This window comes from Rhodococcus sp. UYP9, assembly GCF_040547235.1.
In the GTDB taxonomy this organism is placed as follows: Bacteria; Actinomycetota; Actinomycetes; order Mycobacteriales; family Mycobacteriaceae; genus Rhodococcoides.
In genome coordinates, this window is the sequence record NZ_JBEPPH010000003.1 from 451,051 (window position 1) to 470,886 (window position 19,836).

The window sequence follows — 19,836 nt, forward strand, 5'->3', positions numbered from 1 at the left end:
GCACCGTCCTTTCCTTACCGACGTCCACTCACCGACCGAGTGAATTCGTGAGTGCGAGCGTCTCCTAGCCCACTATTCCAGTTGTCCTCGCACTATGCCCAATATCTCGGAGGTCAAAGCATCGACATCTTCACTGGTGCGGGCTTCGACGTTGAGGCGCAACAGCGGTTCGGTATTCGACGCCCGGAGATTGAACCAGGCACCGTCCGCGAGATCGATGGTGACACCGTCCAACCGGTCGACCGATACCGTACGGTCCGCGAAGGCGTCGAGCACCGCCTTCGTGCGCTCGACGGCATCCTCGACCGTCGAGTTGATCTCCCCTGACGCAGAGTACGACTCGTAGGACTTCATCAACTCCGAGAGCGGTCGATCTGTAGCGCCGAGAGCTGCCAGGACATGCAGCGCCGCGAGCATTCCGGAGTCCGCACCCCAGAAATCGCGGAAGTAGTAGTGGGCGGAGTGCTCACCACCGAACACAGCACCGGTCTCTGCCATCTGCTGCTTGATGAACGAATGGCCGACCCTTGTTCGCACGGGTTTGCCACCGAGTCTGGTCACCAACTCTGGAACTGCATGGGAGGTGATCAGGTTGTAGATCACCGACGCGCCGGGTTCTTTGGCGAGCTCGCGCTCGGCTACGAGCCCGGTCACTGCCGAAGGAGAGACCGGATTTCCGAGTTCGTCGACGACGAAGCATCGATCCGCGTCGCCGTCGAAGGCCAATCCGATATCGGCACCGGTCTCGCGTACGAACTTCTGTAGGTCGACGAGATTCTTCGGGTCGAGCGGGTTCGCCTCGTGGTTGGGGAAGGTTCCGTCGAGCTCGAAGTAGAGCGGGTAGATGGTGACCGGCAGTGAATCGAATACAGCAGGCACAGTGTGCCCACCCATTCCGTTTCCGGCGTCGACCGCGATCTTGACACCGGATACCTGTGACAGATCGACGAGGTCACGCACAAAAGTGGCGTACTCGACCAGAACATCACGGTCCGAGGTGGTTCCCGGTGTCCCATCGTATTCCGGAACACCGTCGACCAGCTCTGCTTTGATAGTGCCGAGACCGGTGTCCTGTCCTACCGGCTTCGCTCCCGCGCGGCACAGCTTGATGCCGTTGTACTCGGCAGGATTGTGGCTCGCGGTGAACATGGCACCAGGGCAATCCAGAACGCCCGATGCGAAGTAGAGCTGATCGGTCGAGGCAAGTCCAATGTGGACGACATCGAGGCCCTGTGAGGTGACTCCGTCTGCGAATGCCCTCGACAACTCCGGCGACGATGCGCGCATATCGTGGCCGACCACGACCTGGGTGACGGATTTCTCTCGGACCAGTCGCGCGAACGATGCGCCGACGTCTCGCACGAAGCCTGCGTCGATCTGCTCGCCCACCACCCCTCGTACGTCATAGGCCTTGATGACTGCATTGACGGACTCGGCAGTTCGTGCCACGAACGACTCCTCGTGAATTTCGGTGGGGTGAGCGGTAGAGGCGAGCCACTGCGGCCCAGCCCTTGCACTTCGGACATCGACTTCTCGAGTCGAATCTGTCACAACTCGATGCGTCGAGCGCGAGAAAACCGACCAGTTGTGACCGAACCCATGCGACCGATCGAACGAAACAATCGCCGAGTACAACGGCGGAACATCCAACGGAACAAAAGGCTGAACTTCCGGGTCGGACGCGGGGTTTGACCAGAATTCAGGACGTGGGATCGGGAAGCACCCGTAGGTGACCCCGTCGGCCGGTCCGTGCCGGCGCCGAAGTCCGACGATCTCCAACTACGTCAGCGCGAATGTCCCGTTCTCGAGCTCGGTCCGTCGACTCGGTGTCCTCGCGTCGGACACGATCGCCGCGGCCTGCTTCGCGAACGGCTTCGGCCAGGGCCGTCAGGTCGTCCTCGTCGGGCGTCGTCGTGGTGAAGCCACCCTCGTAGCGAACCATTTCCCAGCCCTTGGGCGCAGTGGTGGTCACAGCGTGTACCTCACACAGGTCCCATGAGTGGGGTTCGGCGACAGTAGCAAGTGGTCCCACGACGGCAGTCGAGTCCGAATAGACATACGTGAGCGTCGCGACGGCCGAACGGCTACACCCGGGCCTGCAGCATCCACGCAGTGATCTCACGAGCAAGAGACTATCCCTCGACTCCGACTGCACGCCGCCCGACACACCGCGAAGGGGCGGGCGATAACCTTGGGCATGGCTCGAACTGGCTCCGGACGACAACCGACCTCCCGATCTGCGGACCGTCGCGGCCGCGGAGTTCGCGGCCCGGTGCTCCCCTCGAATGTTCCGGGGCACCGATCGCGAGCCGACAAATTCGACCGCGTGGTGCTGGAGGCATTCGCTCGCATCGACCACAAGTGGCACGAGCGGTTGGAGAGGCTGGACATCGCAGTCGACGAAGTACCAAAAATCAGGGCAATAGATCCCGAATCGGTCACGTGGCCACCCGAGGTGGTAGCAGAGGGGCCCGTTCCGTTGTCCAGACTGGTGCCGGCGGGCATCGACAAGCGCGGCGAATCGACACGCGCACGGATCGTGTTGTTCAGGCGCCCATTGGAGCGACGCGCCAAGCACCCGGAGGATCTGGAAGATCTTCTCTACGAAGTGCTCGTCGAACAGGTTGCGACCTACTTGGGGGTCGACCCCGACACCGTCGACCCGGGCATGGAAGAAGGACGTTAGTCGAAGGACTCGGCCAGTAGCTAGATCTAGCCGATACCCCGCTTGAGCCGACGCCGCTCCCGCTCCGACAGTCCTCCCCAGATTCCGAAACGCTCGTCCTTGGCAAGCGCGTACTCCAGGCATTCGCCCTTCACATCGCAACCGAGGCAGATGCGTTTTGCTTCACGAGTCGATCCACCCTTCTCGGGAAAAAATGCTTCAGGATCGGTCTGCGCACAGAGCGCACGCTCTTGCCACTGATCTTCGATCTCCTCGAACATCCGATCGAATCCTGCCACCATACTCGAGAACGGCGTCTCCGGAACACGAACTGGCAGAGCGGTTCCCTCCCCCAGCGCGTCGTCTTCGTCTGTGAAGTCCTCGGTATCGCGATCGACACCGACGGCGCTGGAATCCATTGAACCTGAATGGGTATCGTCTAGATCGTCTGCATCTTCAGCCCCGGGAACCACCGAATCGCGGCCGACTGCCACGTCCGCTGTAGCCACATCGGCACCAAACGTATCCGAGCGGCCACCCACCACCTTTGCCGCAAAAGTCTTGTCATTCATACGATTCCCGCAGTCGCCTCGTGCCGCGCGTGCTCGGGAATCGGTCTGCGACGCGTAGCTGACTACGCTGAGGTGAGCCTGGGGTTCGCCCCGATGTTCACGTGCCTCGTACTGGTCGTACATCGCTTCAGCCTCCTCACCATTCGATAGCACAGAAATTTCCGGTCGATTCCGAATACCTTGCCCCGCGCCGATATTCGTACCCATACCCCAACCATCGACTTCTAACACACGCTTCTGCATACTTGATGTAAGATGGGAACGAGTGTTCGAATCAAGGGTCACTCCAAGCGAACTCACCTGATGCTCGGGGAATGACATAAATGTGATTAGACATGCCGGAGTAGGTTGCGGTCAAGCCGATACGGGATATTGCAATACCATCTCCAGCCCGGAATCAGCCCTCTCCCCGAATAATGGCCTGTCGTCGGCGTGTCGCGCCCCGAAAAACGCACCGAAACCGGGACTGTGTCCGGATTTCACCGCGTCGGCGCCGCTGAGGAGGCGGGCGCCGACCGATCGATTCGACCGAGAGCCTAGGCTCTGAATCTGTGAAAGTGACTGTCTTGGTCGGTGGAGTCGGCGGAGCCCGGTTCCTCCAGGGCCTCAAAACACTGCTCGGGGACGACGACGAGATTACGGCGATCGTCAATGTCGGAGACGACGTGTGGATGCATGGTTTGCGCATCTGCCCCGACCTCGACACCTGCATGTACACCCTCGGCGACGGAATCGATACCGAGCGTGGCTGGGGACGCATCGCGGAGACTTGGCACGCGCGTGACGAACTCGCCGCGTACGGGGCCGACCCGGATTGGTTCGGACTCGGAGACAGAGACATTGCCACACATCTCATCCGGAGTCGGATGCTCAGGACCGGATATCCGCTCTCGGCGGTGACCGAGGCACTGTGCAATCGATGGAAGCCAGGCGTGCGACTCCTACCGGTGACCGACGACCGGAGCGAGACCCACGTCGTCGTCACCGACCCGGACGAAAAGGACGGGGACACTCAGCGAGCAATCCACTTTCAAGAGTGGTGGGTTCGCTACCGAGCGCAGATTCCGACACACAGCTTCGCCAATATCGGTGCCGAGCAAGCAAGTCCGGCGCCCGGGGTCCTCGATGCCCTCGCCGGCGCCGACGCCGTGATTCTGGCTCCATCCAATCCGGTGGTAAGCGTCGGAGCGATTCTCGCTGTCCCCGGAATCCGCAGTGCGCTACGTACGACGTCGGCCAAGGTTGTCGGCCTGTCGCCGGTGGTGGACGGAAAGCCGTTGCGCGGGATGGCAGACGAATGTCTGAGCGTCATCGGTGTCGAGACGTCCGCCGAGGCCGTCGGACGTCACTACGGCGCACGATCGGACACCGGAATCCTCGACGCATGGTTGATCCACTCGACCGATCAGGCCACCATCCCCGGCGTTGACGTACACAGCGTGCCGTTACTGATGACCGACCCCGAAACGACCGCCCTGATGGCCGCAGCGGCACTTCGTTCGGCTGGACTCGAGCTGTGACCGGGCCGATTCCGACCGACCATGCTCCTGGCGGCAGCATCGAGATCATCCCGGTGACCGGGTTACCGGAGTTTCGGCCGGGCGACGATGTTGCGTCCTCGATAGCCGCGTGCGCACCGTGGATTCGCAACGACGACATATTGGTGGTCACCAGCAAGATCGTGTCCAAGGCCGAAGGTCGACTGGTCGACGCACCACTGGATCCAGAAGAACGAGATGCCGCGCGAAGACTGCTGGTCGAGCAGGAAGCAGTTCGGATCGTTGCTCGCAAAGGCCGAACACTGATCACCGAGAATCGTCTCGGCATCGTGCAGGCCGCCTCTGGAATCGATGGATCCAACGTCGATCGGGCCGAATTGGCTCTTCTCCCGCGAGATCCTGATGCAAGCGCTACCGCCATACGAGCAGCACTGGCGTCTTCGCTCGGTGTCGACGTAGGAGTCGTCATCACCGACACCATGGGTCGTGCGTGGCGTATCGGCCAAATCGATGCCGCGATCGGCTCGGCCGGTCTCGCCGTGATCCATGGCTATGCCGGCGCCGAGGACGCCCAAGGTAACGAGTTGATCGTGACCGAAGTCGCTGTCGCCGACGAGATCGCTGCTGCAGGCGATTTGGTGAAGGGAAAGCTCGGTGCCGTTCCGGTTGCCGTCGTGCGTGGCCTGAAGCCGGTCGACAACGGCACCGGCGCAAGAGATTTAGTGCGCAGCGGTGAAGAAGACCTTTTCTGGCTCGGTACCACCGAGTCGATCGACAGGGGGCGCCGGGAGGCTCTTCTCGTTCGCCGCTCGGTTCGGTCCTTCACCGGCGAATCGGTGGATCCCGAGGAGATACGCGGCGCCGTCGCCGAAGCACTGACTGCTCCCGCGCCGCATCACACCCATCCGGTTCGATTCGTGTGGGTTCGCACCCCGGCTGTACGCACCCAGCTGTTGAACAAGATGAAGGACCAGTGGCGTGAGGACCTCCGCTCGGACGGGTACACCGACGAGCAGATAGAGCGCAGAACTTCGCGCGGCGACATCTTGTTCGATGCGCCCGAAATCGTGATCCCCTTCTGCGTACCCGATGGGGCACACACGTACTCCGACGAGCGCCGAAACCGAGCCGAAGAGACGATGTTCACCGTTGCCGTCGGCGCCGCGGTGCAAGGTCTACTCGTGGCGCTGGCAGTGCGAGGACTCGGTAGCTGTTGGATCGGCTCGACAATTTTCGCTGCAGACTTGGTGCGCACCGAGTTGGACATGCCTTCCGACTGGAAAGCCCTGGGCGCCATCGCAATCGGTCACCCCGACAGCCCTGCCGAGGTACGGAAGCCACACCCATTGGGTAACGAACTGCTGGAGATGTGAGATGAGTTCGGGGACGCTTCGACATTCCGCCACCACGGTGCTGGAGCAGTGGCGGACGAGCCAGTGGCACGAAGATTCGCTCCGCCACACGATGCTCGCCTTCATCGACAGCAATGCCGACGCGTGCCTGCGAGCCAACGAAGCAGGGCACCTCACCGCATCCTCGCTGGTTCTCGACGCGGAGGGCCGCAATGTCCTTCTCACCCTGCACCCGCGGGTAGGCCGTTGGATCCAGCTGGGCGGCCATTGCGAGGAATCCGACGACACGGTGGTCGATGCCGCGTTGCGTGAAGCTCGGGAAGAGTCCGGGATCGAAGATCTCGACATCGACACCGCACTGTTGTCCGCGCACACGCACCCGATCACATGCTCGCTCGGCAAGCCCACCCGGCACCTCGATTTACGGTTCCTGGTGCGCGCCCCCGTCGGGGCCGAGGCCGTCCGAAGTGCGGAATCCACGGACCTGCGCTGGTGGCCCGTCGACGCACTTCCCGACACCGCCGAGAAGGACACGATCACCCATCTCGTCGAACTCGCGCTACTGCGCTAGCGGCATCAGACGTCAGTGGAGAACCTGACTCCACCGTCGGGCAACTTGACCCCTGGCCACACTCTGGCGCCACGAAGCAGTTCACAGCGGGCACCGATGTCGGCTCCGTCCCCGATGATGGCGTCACGGATCAGTGCGCGCGGTCCGATACGTACACCGAATCCCAGGATCGAACGCTCCACGACTGCACCGGCTTCGACGACAGCACCGTCGAACACGACCGCACCGTCGAGACGTGCGCCTGCACCGATCTCGGCGCCACGGCCGATGACAGTGCCACCGATCAGTAGCGCACCCGGAGCAACGCCCGCGCTGGGATGGACGAGGGATTCGCCTCGCGTGCCCTTCAACGCCGGCGATGGAGCGATGCCTCGCACGAGATCCGCCGAGCCCTGAACGAAGTCTTCCGGGGTTCCCATGTCACGCCAGTAGGCACTGTCCACGTGGCCGAAGACGCGTCGGCCGTCGGCGAGAAGGGCTGGGAACACCTCCCGCTCGACCGATACCGGACGATCATGCGGAATGGTCTCGATGATCTCACGCTTGAATACGTAGCAACCAGCGTTGATCTGGTCCGTCGGCGGATCCTGAGCCTTCTCGAGGAACGCTGTCACTCGCCCGTCGGCATCGGTGGGTACACAACCGAAGGCACGAGGATCACCGACGCGCACGAGATGCAGCGTCACATCGGCCTCGGTCCGCTCATGGGTGTCCAGGACGGCGGTCAAGTCTGTTCCGCCGAGGACGTCTCCGTTGAACACGACGACGTTGTCTGCCCGCAACCTCGGTAGAACGTTGCGAATACCGCCTCCGGTGCCCATGGGCTCGGTCTCGGTGACGTACTCGAGTTCGATACCGAGCGACGAGCCATCACCGAAGTAGTCCTCGAATACCTCGGCTTTGAACGATGTACCCAAAACCACGTGATCGATTCCTGCGGCCTTGATACGGGCGAGCAGATGCGTCAGGAAAGGCAACCCGGCAGTCGGCAACATGGGCTTCGGGGCCGACAGTGTGAGTGGCCGCAGGCGAGTTCCTTTGCCGCCCACAAGGATTACGGCATCTGTATTGGAGCGGGTTTCAGCTGACATGGTCGGCCTCTCTAATCTCGTCGATCTGTCGCTGTCGAAGTGCCGCAGCCACAACCACCTTCGAGCGCACCGCCAGGCCCGCTCGCAGAACCCATCGTATGGGAGCCTGCCACGGATGGGGGTGCCGGTCTGCCTGAAACCTGTATGCACTCGTGTGATGCGCCGGCAGCATCAACTCTGGATGTCGTCCTGCCGCATGGCCTTTGGTGTGGGTGATTTCCACGTCGGGCACGTAGACATTCAGCCATCCGGCGGTTCCGAGTCGATCTCCCAAGTCGACGTCCTCCATATACATGAAGTAACGGGAGTCGAACCCGTTGACGGAATCGAAAGCGGCACGACGAAGCAAAAGGCAAGATCCGGACAACCAGCCGACAGCACGTTCGGTCACCGCCTCGTTGTCCTGCCGATAACGTTGCGTCCACGGATTGCCCGGCCAGATTTTGCCGAGGACAGCATGTCCGACACCTGAGGTGAGGTCCGGAACTGCGCGAGCAGACGGGTACCTGGTGCCGTCGGGTTCGCGGATGAGAGGCCCGAGCGCACCCGCGCGAGGCCATCGCTCCGCCGCGGCAAGCAAACCGTCGAGAGATCCAGGATGCCACCGCACATCGGGATTGGCGACGACAACGAACTCGATGTCGTCGTCGAGTTCGGCTACCGCGCGGTTGACGGCCCCGCCGTAGCCGAGATTGGCTCCGGTTCGAAACAACCTCACATGCGGGTAGCGCGCGTCCGCGGCCTCGACGCTTCCATCGGTCGACCCATTGTCGGCCATGATGACGAGCGGCACCTCCTCTGTTGCCGAAGCGAGGGAGGAGAGGAATTGATCCAGATACTTCCCGGGGGAATAGGTCACCGTGACGACGGCCAGCTTGGAACTCACGCGGGCCAGACTAACCGGCGAAGCCGGTATTGCCTCACCTCGCGCCGGCACGTACCTCACCCAACGCATCGGAGAGTGCTGCGCGCCACGGCCGCAGGGGGGTCAGGCCGGCAGCTGTCCAAGCATCAGCAGACAACACCGAGTACGACGGCCGGGGGGCGGGGCGCACGAACTCGGCACTCGAGCAAGCCAACACGCGTTCCGGGTCTGCCCCCGCGCCGGCGAAAACAGCACGTGCCAGTTCGTACCAGCTTGCTGTACCGGTATTCGTCAGATGAAGAATCGGTCGCCCGCTCGACGGCGAAGCAGCGAGTTCGAGCAATCCGGACGCGAGATCACGGGAATAGGTCGGTGATCCGATCTGATCGTTCACCACCGACACGGTGTCTCGCTCACGTTCGAGGCGCAGCATCGTCGAGACGAAGTCCGACCCGGTTCCGGTGTAGACCCAGGCCGTACGTACCACCGTCGCCGAGGGCAACACGCGTAGGACAGCCTCCTCACCGGCTAGCTTTGTGCGTCCGTAGGCGCTGCGCGGGGCCGTCGGGGATTGAGGGAGGTACGGAGAAGTCGCGGTGCCGTCGAACACATAGTCGGTCGAGACGTGCACCAGGCGCGCGCCGACGCGTGCACATGCAATCGCCAGGTTCTCCGGACCGTCTGCGTTGACCTTCGACGCTGTTGCTTCGTCCGATTCGGCAGCATCGACCGCGGTGTAGGCGGCGCAGTTGATCACCACCATGCCCGGTTCGACGGCGTCGGCAACTGCCCTCGCGTCGGTGATGTCCAGCTCTGCGCTGGTCACACCGATCGTCGTGTCGCTGCTCGCACTGCTGCTGTTGTTCGAAAGGTGCAGTATCTGCCGGCCGAGCTGTCCGCCCGCTCCGGTCACAAGAGTTTTCGCCACAGTTGCAAAGTGTGGCACGCCGCCCGTGCTTGAGCGAGACGGTGACACTTCACAAGTAACCTGACTGGTCGGGGCGAGAAATGCGTAGAACAAGAGTGGAGAGGTCAACAGGTGCAACGAGAGTCTGACGGATCGCGAGGCGAGCGGCGGTCCTCAGCGCGGCGTCGCGACCCTGGGCGGCGCCCTGCTCGGGGGCGCACTCGGCCGCCGTACCCCAGCGACCGCCCCAGCGAGGACGAGAATGCGGTCGGCAGACCTGAAAACGGAATGCCGACCGAGAGGCCAGGCGTTCCTCGGATGGTCATCGCGGCAATGTCCGTTCTCGTGCTGGTCGTGACAGGTTTCGCTTGGCGAAGCGTCGACGACCTTCGCTCGAACATCGCTACGGCAGGGCGCCTCGGTCTGGGTGGTGGCTCCGACGGCGCCGTGGACATCCTCATGGTCGGCACCGACAGCCGCACCGACGCGCACGGCAATGCGCTGACGCAAAACGAGCTCGATTCACTGCGCGCCGGTGACGAGGTGGCATCGAACACCGACACGATCGTGCTCATTCGCGTACCGAACGACGGTTCTTCGGCAACCGCAATCTCGATACCCCGGGATGCGTACGTCGAGGTTCCGGGAATCGGAAAGTCCAAGATCAACGCGGCCTACGGCGCAACGAAGGAGAACAAGCGCCTCGAACTCGTCGAAAAGGGTGTGTCCGATACGGACGCGGACTCACAGTCGACCGAGGCCGGACGTGAGGCGCTCATCGAGTCGGTGGCCGATCTGACGGGGGTCACCGTGGATCACTACGCCGAGGTGGGTCTGCTCGGTTTCGTACTGCTGACCGATGCTGTCGGTGGCGTGAACGTATGCCTCAATGCCCCTGTGGACGAGCCGCTGTCCGGAGCGAACTTTCCCGGCGGGGAGCAGACACTCTCCGGTGCGGACGCGTTGAGTTTCGTCCGGCAGCGACACGATCTTCCGCGTGGCGACCTGGACCGAATCGTGCGTCAGCAGGTATTCATGGCATCACTGGTGCGGAGTGTGCTGAGTGCGAAAACGTTGAGCAACCCCAGCAAGTTGAGTCAGCTCAGCTCCGCGGTCCAACGTTCAGTTGTTCTCGATTCCGATTGGGACATAATACAATTCGCGACCCGCTTGCAGGATCTGGCCGGCGGCAAGGTCAAATTCGAGACCATCCCAGCCGTCGACATCAACGGTGTGACCGACTACGGCGAATCGATTGTCGAGGTCGATCCCGATGCAGTGAAGACCTACGTCGAGGGGCTTCTCGACGGATCTGCCGACGAGCAGGACTCTGCACCGACGACCGACGCTCCCACCGTCGATCCGTCGTCGGTGACGGTAGATGTTGCGAACGACAGCGGAATCGACGGACTCGCCAACGGTGTGGCAGCGTCGCTCGGATCACTCGGATACACGAGCGGCTCGGTCGGAAACTACGAGGGATCCTCGGTCTCCACCACGACGATTCAAGCGGCAGATCCGGACAGTGATGCAGCGAGATCGGTGGCAACTGCTCTCGGCGGGCTCGAAGTGGCCTCCGACGACACACTGCCGCGCGACACCGTTCGGGTGGTACTGGCCTCGGACTACTCCGGCCCCGGCGCAGACGGCAGCACCACATCCCCGACCACCTCATCCCCGACCACCGAGGAGACGCTCGCGAGCAGTGCAGGCGAATCGCCTGCGCCGCCGATCGACGCAGGGTCGGCGGGCCCTGCCTGCGTCAACTGAGCTCCGCTAGGGTTGCGCCTGTGGCCTCAACGTTGACGCAGGAACTGCTCGATCCGATACTCGCGACCGACCCCGCCGGTCCACGGGTGACGTATTACGACGACGAGACGGGTGAACGGGTCGAGGTATCGACGATCACGCTCGCCAATTGGGCTGCGAAGACCGCCAACCTGTTGTGCGACGAGTTCGGTCTCGCACCGGGTGCCAAGGTCAGTGTTCTACTACCCGCCCACTGGCAGAGCGCGGCCGTCCTGCTCGGTGCGTGGTGGGCAGGTGCAGAGGTCGTCCTCACCGCAGACGACACGGCAGAGCTCGCACTCGTGCACGGTTCTCGAATCGACGATGCCGGCGACATACCAGAAATACTTGCCCTCTCGCTCGACGCGTTCGGCAAACCGGTTCCCGATCTTCCTATCGGAGTGACCGACTACGCAACCTCGGTACGCGTGCACGGAGACCAATTTCGGCCGACTGGCGCTGGCGCTGCTCTCGACGGACGATCGGTCGAGGAAGTTTTGGCGGAGGCACGCACCCGCGCTCAGGCACATTCGTTGCAGACCGGAGACCGCGTGCTCTCGTCTTTGCCGTGGGGTACGACCGAGGAATTGATCGATGGACTGTTGTCGGTTTTGGTTTCAGGCAGCTCGCTCGTGCAAGTGAACAACCCGGACCCGACGAAGACCGACCGCCGCACCACTACCGAAAAGGTCACCAAGACACTCGGTTAGGACCTGCTCACATATCCACCGTCGTCGAGGCCTGCTTCGATCTCGAAACGATTCCTCGCGCCCGGATTCCGTAGTTCCTCCACCAGATAGCGAACCGCGAACAGTGGCCCGTATCGAGCCCACTGATCTGCGTGCACCGCCTCGTGGCGCAGAACACTGCGCGAGATGTTGGCGCGGGTGAGGTAAGCGGCACCGATGGTCGTGCCTCCGCGACCGAACCCACCGCGCATTCCCCGACAGACGAAAAGCCGATGCTCGCCATCGAAGGCGATCTCGGCCCGCCACAACGTCGCGTAGACGAGCGCAAGGTAGGTGACGACGGATACCGCGCGCCCCCGAGTGCGAGTGTCCGGCCGCTGGATCGACAATGCGGACACCGGCGCGAAACGCATTACCCGAGGAGTTTGGCGCGCAGCGCCGCGTCCTTGTCGAGCACCATTGCCTCGAGGTCTTGTTGGAACTTCTCGATTCGCGACCGCAGCTCGGGGTCCGACGCGCCCAGAATGCGAGCCGCGAGGAGTCCTGCGTTGCGTGCGCCACCGATCGACACCGTGGCAACCGGTATCCCAGCGGGCATCTGCACGATCGACAGCAGTGAATCCATACCGTCCAAGTACTTCAAGGGAACAGGTACACCGATGACCGGCAGCGGCGTAGCCGAAGCGACCATACCTGGCAGATGAGCTGCTCCACCGGCTCCGGCGATGATCACGCTGAGCCCCCGCTCGGCCGCGCTCGTCGCATAGTCGAGCATGCGCTTGGGTGTGCGGTGCGCCGAGACGACACCGACCTCGAAGCGAATCCCGAATTCGGCCAATGCGTCCGCCGCGGCCTCCATCGTCGGCCAGTCGGAATCGCTGCCCATGATGAGGCCGACCTGAGGGCCCAGTGGTTCGGTCATTGGTGCGGGTCCCATCCGTCGGTCCATTCTGCGTGCGACATCCAATGTGCCGCGCGTTCTGCTTTCTCCCGGACAGCGGCCACGTACGCCTTGTCCGATGCTTGCCCGTTCGGTGCTCCGAGTACGTTGACATGGCCGATCTTGCGGGCTTCGCGCTCGCTCTTGCCATAGAGGTGCACCTTGGCGTCCGGCATCCGCGCGAAGAGGTGATGAAGCCGTTCGTCCATCGTCATCGTCGGCGCCTGCGGTGCTCCGAGAATGTTGGCCATGACCGTGACCGGCGCCAACGGCGTCGTATCACCCAGTGGGTAGTCGAGTACCGCACGAACATGCTGCTCGAACTGCGAAGTTCGGCATCCGTCCATGCTCCAATGCCCGGAGTTGTGTGGGCGCATCGCGAGTTCGTTGACGAGAATGGCGCCGTCGACGGTCTCGAACAGCTCGACTGCCATTGCGCCGACGACTCCGAGTTCGGCGGCAAGCCCCAACGCCATTCTTTCGGCGTCGATCGCCACATCGTCGTCGAGCGAGCCTGCCGGTGCGATGACCACCGCGCATTGCCCGTCGCGCTGAACCGTTTCGACTACGGGCCACGCCGCGCCCTGTCCGAACGGGGACCGACCGACCATGGCGGAAAGCTCGCGCCGCAGTTCGACCTTCTCCTCGACCATCAGTGCGACACCGAGATCGAGTTGACGCGCCACGATGCCCTCTGCCTCGTCGGCATCCTTCGGCATCCACACACCGCGTCCGTCGTATCCACCACGGATGGATTTGACTACCACCGGCCACCCGTGGGCGTCTCCGAAAGCTGTGACATCTCCCACCCAGGTGACCTCGGCAAATTTCGGGATCGGAATCCCGAGCTCACCCAATTTCCGACGCATCTTCAGCTTGTCCTGTGCGTAGATGAGCGCCGACGGCGGTGGCTGTACGTTGACGCCTTCCGCGACGAGGACTTCGAGATGTTCGGTCGGTACCTGCTCATGGTCGAACGTGACGACGTTGGATCCCGTGGCGACCGTGCGGAGGGCGTTCAGGTCGTCGTGGTGTCCGAGTACGACATCGGCGCTGACCTGCGCGGCCGGCTCATCGGCGCCTGCGGAGAGGACTCGTAGGGTTTGGCCGAGCGCAATTGCGGCCTGATGCGTCATTCGCGCCAACTGGCCCCCGCCGATCATCGCCACTACCGGCATTCCGGTGGACGAACTACGGGGGGTGGTGGGGCGCGGAGATAGACCTGTCACGGCTTCATATCGTGTCATGCGGGGCAGATTCCACAGCCAGCAGACCCCCTTTAGTCAGGAATGAATTCGAGGCTCCTGTCCAATTTCTTTATTGAGAAGTCCCATTTCCTTCACTGAGAAATCCCACTTCCTTCACTGAGAAGTCGCTGATGATCTGCGCGCCGGTTAGTCGATTGGGCACCTCGTTTCGTAGACTCCTTCGTTGTGCCCTCGATCGACAGTTTGATTCATCGCCTTCCCGGTCCGCTACGGGTGCTGGCGATTCGTCACACCGAGCTGATCAAATTTGCAATCGTCGGTGGGACCACGATGGTGTTCGACCTGGTGATCTTCTATTCGCTGAGTCTGACCATCCTCGAGCCCAAGCCTGTCGTCGCGAAGATCATCTCGGGCGTGATGGCCACCATCTTGAGCTACATCCTGAACAGAGAGTGGGCCTTCAAGAATCGTGGTGGCCGCGAGCGCCATCACGAGGCTCTGCTGTTCTTCACGATCAGCGGGATCGGTGTCATTCTGGCGGCTGCCCCGCTGTGGGTGGCGAACAACTTGTTCGACATCCGCGAAGGGCACAACAGCCTGACGATGGTGTTGATTCTCGACTTCATCCTCAACTACATCATCGGCAATCTTCTACAGATGGCATTCCGGTTCTGGGCGCTGCGAAAGTTCGCGTTCCCCGACGAGAATGCGCGAGGCGCTGCGGCGGGATCGACCGATTACGATCCGACGCCCGCGGAAACTGCCGAGGAGCAACTCGGCCACAGCTGACCTACTGCTGTGCGCTCAGCGTGGTTCTCGAGCCCGTGGAGACGGGGCACTGGCTTCTTCGCGTGACGCAGGCAGAAACACCGAGAACATAGCCGGCTTGCGTCGCTGCAGTTCCAGCCTTCCACCGTCCGCCTCGACGAGTGCTCGTGCGAGAGCGAGACCCACGCCGGTCGATCCGGCGCCGGAGAACCCGCGATCGAAGATATGCGGGGCCAACTCGTTGCTGACGCCGCTGCCCTCGTCCGAGACCTCGATACACACCAGCGGCTCGCGCCGTCGCTCGGCCGTGTCCAGTGCCGGAATCAGCCGCACTGCCACGGTGCATTTCCCGCCGCCGTGCGAGAGGGCGTTGTCCACCAGGACCGCGACCGCCTCGCGCAATCTCGAACCCGTCACCGATGCCTTGAGTCCCGGTCCACCTTCGAGTTCCAGTGTTCGGCCGGCATCCTCGAAGTTTCGCTGCCACTCCCCAATGACTCCGCTGAGTTCCGCGACGACAGCTACATCCTCGGCACCTGCTGCTCCGTCGCTACGAGACGAGCGCACCAACTCGTCGATCGCGAGGGTCAAGCGGTCCACCTGTGCCATCGCTTCATCGGCTTCGGCGACTACATCGGGATCTGGATGCGTCGATAGTTCGTCGAGCCGAAGCCGGACGGCCGTCAGCCGACTGCGCAGCTGGTGCGATACGTCGGCGACCAGCGCATGCTCGCGTTGCAGTCTGCCCGCGATCTCGACTGTCGCCGAGTCGAGGACTTCCGAGACCCGGTCGAGCTCGGCAATTCCGTGCCGTCGTGGATCGGGACGAAAGTCTCCTTCGGCGAGTCGCTGTGCCCGTCGTGCGACGTCGCGCAGCGGATCGGCCAGACGATTGGCGGTCAATACGGCCACTGCGGTTCCGATGAGAATCGATGCCAACACCACGAGGGCCACTGCACCGACAGCTTGTTTCTGCAAGGTTCGCATATCGTGCGACGGCACTTCGAGCCGTAGCGATCCTGCAGTTCCCAACGACAGCGATTCCACCAACGGGGCTGGCACGAAGCTCTCACCGATGTCCACCCTCGACGCGGCATCCTGTGGTGTCGGAAACACCACGACGAGGCGTCCACCTTCTGGGACGGCCAACCTGAGCGAGCCGATGTCTAGGACACCCTCCACGATGCCTCGGTCCCCTTCTTGCGACAGGATTTCCGATGCCATCCGATCGAGTCGACGTTGAAGGTCGTCGCGAGTGAAATCCTCCACCCATAGCCAGGCGGTGTACACAAGGGGCAGACCGAGCAGTAGAGCGGTCAGCAGGACGACTGCCAGGATGGATTGCAGTATGCGACGGCGCATCGATCAGTCGCTGTTGATCCGGAACCCGACTCCGCGCACGGTCGCGATGCGGCGCTCGGCAACCGATCCCTCGTCACCGATCTTCCGGCGCAGCCATGACATGTGCATGTCGAGTGTCTTGGAGCCGCGGAGTTCCGCGTCGCCCCATACTTCCCGGAGAATCGTCTCGCGGGAGACGACTTGCCCAGCATGGTCGAGGAGCACTTTGAGCAGCTCGTATTCCTTGTTCGCCAATGCGATTTCGGTTCCGTTCACCATCACTCGCCTGGCTGCAGGCTCGAGCCTGATCCCGCCGACCTCGATCGGGGTGTCCTCACCGGGACCGCGCCGCCGAAGCAAGGCCCTCACACGGGCCATGAGTTCAGCGAGTCGAAACGGCTTACCTACGTAGTCGTCGGCGCCGGCGTCGAGCCCGACCACGAAGTCCACCTCGTCCGTCCGCGCCGTCAACATCAGAACGGCAAGTTCGGAGCTGTTGGCGCGGACCTGCCGACAGACTTCGAGGCCGTCCATCCCCGGTAGACCGAGGTCGAGAATCAGCAGGTCGTAGTTCCCGTCGAGGGCACGCTGGAGGGCAGCTGGACCGGTCTGCTCGACCGTCACCGTGTACCCCTCACGCCCGAGCGCTCGCGAGAGGGGGGCAGCAATTGCTTCGTCGTCTTCTGCAAGCAGCACTTCGGTCACCCGCGCAACCCTACGGTTCGTTTCTGTGAGAACGCTTCGATTACCAGCGTTTCCCCGCGCGCCATCCTCTTTTCGCCGAGTCCGAGGACTCCTCGTACGAGACTTCTCCGTCGTCGAACCGTGGACGGTCGTCCCGGCGAATCTCCAGCGCGTCGAATACCTGCTGGTAGAGAAGCGAGTGAACCCGCTGGACGCGTGGAATGTCGTCGAACTCCAACGGGTCGTCCGACGCCGAAGCAATGATGAGGGTTCCGGTACCGAGCATGCGGTCGATCAGTCCGTGCCGAAACTGGACATTGGAAATACGGCCCATCGGGATATCGATTCCCGAGTGGGTGATGACGCCCTGCCGGATGAGCACTCGGCGGTCGGTGACGATGAAGTGCGTGCATTTCCAGCCGATGAGGGGGGCAATGCACCGCCAGGCGACGACGATCGCCCACAGGACTGCAGTGACAATCGATGCGACGGTGGCACTCGAACCGTCGAGCTTTACCGAGAACAGGCCGATCACGAAACCTGCGACAGCGGTGACGAGGATGAATGTCAACGCAGGTAGCACCAGCATCTTCCAATGCGGGTGATGATGCAGAAGCAGTTCTTCCTCGTCTGCCAACGCATCTTCCGGATACCCCATGCGACTCACTCCTCGGCCGGATCCTTACTCGTACGAGGCGATCCTGCCACGAGAGCTGCGTCCTCATCACCATCCGATTCCGCGGCGCCACCGACATCTTCCTCACTGCCGGAATCAGCGACCTCAGGATCAGCGGCCTCGAGATCGGCGGGGTCCGGTGCCGAGTCGGGGGCACGGCCGTCACCACTGGACATCAGGATATCCAGCCACCTGGTTGCTGGATCGATGTCCACCAACAACGCTTTGGCCATCAAGGTCAACGGAATGGCGAGGACTGCTCCGAGCGGACCGAGAACCCAGGACCAGAACACGAGCGAGAGAAATGTCAGCGTGACCGACAGTCCCACAGCGTCACCGACGAACTTCGGCTGAATGATCGACTGGATGACGACGTTGACGACGCTGTAGACGACGATCACCGCGATCATCAGAGTGGGCCCGCCCTGCAACAGCGCCAACAGAGCGGGCGGAATCAGTCCAAGGACGAATCCGATGTTGGGAATGTAATTCGTGATGAACGACAACAGCCCCCACAACACTGGAAGTGGGATACCCATCGCCCACAGTGCACCTGCGTCGATGACGGCAACGATCAAGCCGAAGATCGTCGAGACGATCAGATACGTACGAGTGCCCGTGGAGAAGGACACGAATGCGCCCGCGATATCGGGCCGGGTACCGACCAACGTCGATATCCGAGTGGTGAACGAACTGCCGTCGACCGCCATGAACAACAGCAGCACCAGGACGAAAAGCAAGTTGGAGAAAATACCCAGCACGTCCACGAGAAGACTGTCGATCACCCCGAACACCGTGCCCGCATCGATTTTCGACATCAAACCTTGAATCTGGTCTTGCCCAATTCCGTTGTTCGCCAGAAGTGTCCGAACGCTGTCGACCAGACTGTCGAACTCGTCGGCGTAGGTCGGCATCAGCGTCGCAAGCCGGGCGGTCGATACGACGAGTGCCAATACCAACACGAGAAGAATGGAGTACACGAGAACAATCGCGATGATCGTTGCGATCCATGCCGGAAAACCCCTGCGTCGCAGCCACTCTGGAAACGGATGTACCGCGACGGTCAGCATCAAGGCAAGAAACGTCGGCCCCACCACGCCGGAGAACGCACGCGTTCCGGCGACGCAGACGACGAGTGAGGCAAGCCCCAGCAACACGATCACCCCGCGCGGGAGCGACCACGACTCCGACACACTCGACGGCGTCGCATCCGATGCATGTCGCGGTTCCATGAGTGCCCCTCCGCAGTTGTTCATCTGCTCAGAACCATCCCATCGCATCTGTCGAAACCACATCATCCGTCACGGATGACGTGGCTTCACCGACTACTCAGAATCCACCGCGCGTAGGTGCGTGACATCCCCGGCCGCTACCGCGACCGAGTGCCCGGACTCATCGTCGCGAACGACGATGCGGCCGTGAACATCGACGTCGGTCGCCTCCCCCACCAACACTCGATCCCCAGGCATCTCGACGCGAACTCTCCGGCCCACCGTGTCGCACCGCTCGCGGTATCGCTGAGCGAGATGCTCGGTGTTCCAACCGGAGTTCTTCCAGGAATCGACCTCGGCACCGATTCCACGCAAGATTGCGCGCAGAATGGTGTCACGATCGGCCACGACCGCACTCTCGAGCACCAGCGATGTGGCCGTCGGGACAGGTAGTTCCTCAGTCGTCATCGATACGTTCAGCCCGATTCCGACCACCACGACCGGATGCGGACCGTAGGTGGCAACTTCGGCGAGAATGCCAGCGACCTTTCGCCCCTCGATCAAGACGTCGTTCGGCCATTTCAGGGCAGCGTCGACGGCCGCCACCGTTCGCAGCGCGTCGACTACGGCGACTCCGGTCAGGAGCGGTAGCCACCCGAGGACGGCCGGATCGATTCCTGGAAATTTCATCAGCACCGACAAGAGGATCTGTGATCGAGGCGCGCCGGAGAACGGCCGTGAATGACGGCCACGCCCGCTGTCCTGGTGCTCGGCTACAAGCGCGGTGCGATCGGCGAGCCCGTCGGCGCGCGCAATGAGGTCGGCGTTGGTCGAACCTGTTTGCTCGACCACGTCGAGCCTCGACCAGGACGCTTGCGGTCCATCGACAAGAGCTCGACGAAGAGCCGCGACATCGAGCGGGGGGCGGTCGAGATTGGTCCACATGACCCAAGAGCATATGGCCCTACCGAACGCGCCTGGTCGATGTACCGGCCAGTAGACTTGTTTG

Annotated in this window: 21 protein-coding genes; 7 read left to right on the top strand and 14 right to left on the bottom strand. The window is 62.5% G+C overall.

All coding sequences use genetic code 11. From position 1 onward, the window contains the following. Positions 1-72 precede the first annotated feature (72 nt). Positions 73-1,449 (bottom strand): phosphomannomutase/phosphoglucomutase, encoded by a 1,377-nt coding sequence (locus ABIB36_RS11805; protein WP_354559374.1) that lies wholly within the window; start codon positions 1,447-1,449, stop codon positions 73-75. Between the two features lie 250 nt (positions 1,450-1,699). After that, complete coding sequence (locus ABIB36_RS11810; RefSeq protein WP_179142287.1) at positions 1,700-2,122, bottom strand: DUF3499 domain-containing protein; 423 nt, start codon at positions 2,120-2,122, stop codon at positions 1,700-1,702. Positions 2,123-2,197: 75 nt separating this feature from the next. Here ABIB36_RS11810 and ABIB36_RS11815 point away from each other — a divergent pair, with 75 nt between their 5' ends. Beyond that, positions 2,198-2,686, top strand: coding sequence for a metallopeptidase family protein (locus ABIB36_RS11815; RefSeq protein ID WP_084346850.1), 489 nt, complete (start codon positions 2,198-2,200; stop codon positions 2,684-2,686). A 26-nt stretch (positions 2,687-2,712) separates the two neighbouring features. Here the strand turns inward: ABIB36_RS11815 and ABIB36_RS11820 are convergent, their stop codons facing one another. After that, positions 2,713-2,967, bottom strand: coding sequence for a WhiB family transcriptional regulator (locus tag ABIB36_RS11820; RefSeq protein ID WP_136172414.1), 255 nt, complete (start codon positions 2,965-2,967; stop codon positions 2,713-2,715). An 821-nt stretch (positions 2,968-3,788) separates the two neighbouring features. Between ABIB36_RS11820 and cofD the strand changes: the two genes are divergently transcribed. The 3 genes from cofD to ABIB36_RS11835 are packed head-to-tail and all read left to right on the top strand — an operon-like array spanning position 3,789 to position 6,659. Beyond that, positions 3,789-4,757 (top strand): 2-phospho-L-lactate transferase, encoded by a 969-nt coding sequence (gene cofD / locus ABIB36_RS11825; RefSeq protein ID WP_354559373.1) that lies wholly within the window; start codon positions 3,789-3,791, stop codon positions 4,755-4,757. Beyond that, on the top strand, positions 4,754-6,109 hold the full coding sequence (locus ABIB36_RS11830; protein WP_354559372.1) for a coenzyme F420-0:L-glutamate ligase: 1,356 nt from the start codon (positions 4,754-4,756) through the stop codon (positions 6,107-6,109). Before cofD ends, ABIB36_RS11830 begins: the two co-directional genes overlap by 4 nt. A gap of 1 nt (position 6,110) precedes the next feature. After that, positions 6,111-6,659, top strand: coding sequence for an NUDIX hydrolase (locus ABIB36_RS11835; RefSeq protein WP_354559371.1), 549 nt, complete (start codon positions 6,111-6,113; stop codon positions 6,657-6,659). A 5-nt stretch (positions 6,660-6,664) separates the two neighbouring features. On the opposite strand, the gene manB is transcribed toward ABIB36_RS11835, so the two are convergent. From manB to rfbD, 3 genes are read right to left on the bottom strand one after another with little or no spacing between them, the layout of a single operon-like run. After that, positions 6,665-7,750: a mannose-1-phosphate guanylyltransferase gene (gene manB / locus ABIB36_RS11840; RefSeq protein WP_354559370.1), complete on the bottom strand. Its 1,086-nt coding sequence runs from the start codon at positions 7,748-7,750 to the stop codon at positions 6,665-6,667. Beyond that, positions 7,740-8,636, bottom strand: coding sequence for a glycosyltransferase family 2 protein (locus ABIB36_RS11845; RefSeq protein WP_354559369.1), 897 nt, complete (start codon positions 8,634-8,636; stop codon positions 7,740-7,742). The genes manB and ABIB36_RS11845 overlap by 11 nt, the downstream gene beginning before the upstream one ends. A gap of 34 nt (positions 8,637-8,670) precedes the next feature. Continuing rightward, on the bottom strand, positions 8,671-9,543 hold the full coding sequence (rfbD, locus tag ABIB36_RS11850) for a dTDP-4-dehydrorhamnose reductase (protein WP_354559368.1): 873 nt from the start codon (positions 9,541-9,543) through the stop codon (positions 8,671-8,673). 297 nt (positions 9,544-9,840) lie between these two features. On the opposite strand from rfbD, the gene ABIB36_RS11855 reads away from it, so the two are divergent. Then, positions 9,841-11,292: an LCP family protein gene (locus ABIB36_RS11855; RefSeq protein ID WP_354559367.1), complete on the top strand. Its 1,452-nt coding sequence runs from the start codon at positions 9,841-9,843 to the stop codon at positions 11,290-11,292. A 20-nt stretch (positions 11,293-11,312) separates the two neighbouring features. Beyond that, the gene (locus tag ABIB36_RS11860; protein WP_354559366.1) at positions 11,313-12,020 is read left to right on the top strand and encodes a TIGR03089 family protein; all 708 of its coding nucleotides are present in this window, start codon (positions 11,313-11,315) and stop codon (positions 12,018-12,020) included. Here ABIB36_RS11860 and ABIB36_RS11865 read toward each other — a convergent pair. From ABIB36_RS11865 to ABIB36_RS11875, 3 genes are read right to left on the bottom strand one after another with little or no spacing between them, the layout of a single operon-like run. Then, entirely contained in the window at positions 12,017-12,412 is a 396-nt protein-coding gene (locus ABIB36_RS11865) for a hypothetical protein (RefSeq protein ID WP_354559365.1), read from the bottom strand. The genes ABIB36_RS11860 and ABIB36_RS11865 overlap by 4 nt on opposite strands. After that, a complete protein-coding gene (gene purE / locus ABIB36_RS11870; RefSeq protein ID WP_354559364.1) occupies positions 12,412-12,921 on the bottom strand; it encodes a 5-(carboxyamino)imidazole ribonucleotide mutase in 510 nt (169 codons plus the stop codon). The genes ABIB36_RS11865 and purE overlap by 1 nt, the downstream gene beginning before the upstream one ends. Continuing rightward, positions 12,918-14,186, bottom strand: a complete 1,269-nt coding sequence (locus ABIB36_RS11875; RefSeq protein ID WP_354559363.1) for a 5-(carboxyamino)imidazole ribonucleotide synthase — start codon at positions 14,184-14,186, stop codon at positions 12,918-12,920. The genes purE and ABIB36_RS11875 overlap by 4 nt, the downstream gene beginning before the upstream one ends. 186 nt (positions 14,187-14,372) lie before the next feature. On the opposite strand from ABIB36_RS11875, the gene ABIB36_RS11880 reads away from it, so the two are divergent. Continuing rightward, positions 14,373-14,936: a GtrA family protein gene (locus ABIB36_RS11880; protein WP_354559362.1), complete on the top strand. Its 564-nt coding sequence runs from the start codon at positions 14,373-14,375 to the stop codon at positions 14,934-14,936. Between the two features lie 15 nt (positions 14,937-14,951). Here the strand turns inward: ABIB36_RS11880 and ABIB36_RS11885 are convergent, their stop codons facing one another. The 5 genes from ABIB36_RS11885 to ABIB36_RS11905 all read right to left on the bottom strand — a co-directional run bounded on the left by ABIB36_RS11885 (position 14,952) and on the right by ABIB36_RS11905 (position 19,772). Beyond that, positions 14,952-16,277, bottom strand: a complete 1,326-nt coding sequence (locus tag ABIB36_RS11885; protein WP_136169453.1) for a sensor histidine kinase — start codon at positions 16,275-16,277, stop codon at positions 14,952-14,954. Between the two features lie 3 nt (positions 16,278-16,280). After that, positions 16,281-16,961, bottom strand: coding sequence for a response regulator transcription factor (locus tag ABIB36_RS11890; protein WP_088944389.1), 681 nt, complete (start codon positions 16,959-16,961; stop codon positions 16,281-16,283). A gap of 40 nt (positions 16,962-17,001) precedes the next feature. Beyond that, positions 17,002-17,598 carry a PH domain-containing protein gene (locus ABIB36_RS11895; RefSeq protein ID WP_354559361.1) on the bottom strand — a complete coding sequence of 199 codons (597 nt, stop codon included), beginning with the start codon at positions 17,596-17,598 and terminating at the stop codon, positions 17,002-17,004. 5 nt (positions 17,599-17,603) lie between these two features. Then, a complete protein-coding gene (locus tag ABIB36_RS11900; protein WP_354559360.1) occupies positions 17,604-18,848 on the bottom strand; it encodes an AI-2E family transporter in 1,245 nt (414 codons plus the stop codon). Between the two features lie 93 nt (positions 18,849-18,941). Next, positions 18,942-19,772, bottom strand: coding sequence for a biotin--[acetyl-CoA-carboxylase] ligase (locus ABIB36_RS11905; RefSeq protein WP_354559359.1), 831 nt, complete (start codon positions 19,770-19,772; stop codon positions 18,942-18,944). Positions 19,773-19,836 lie beyond the last annotated feature (64 nt).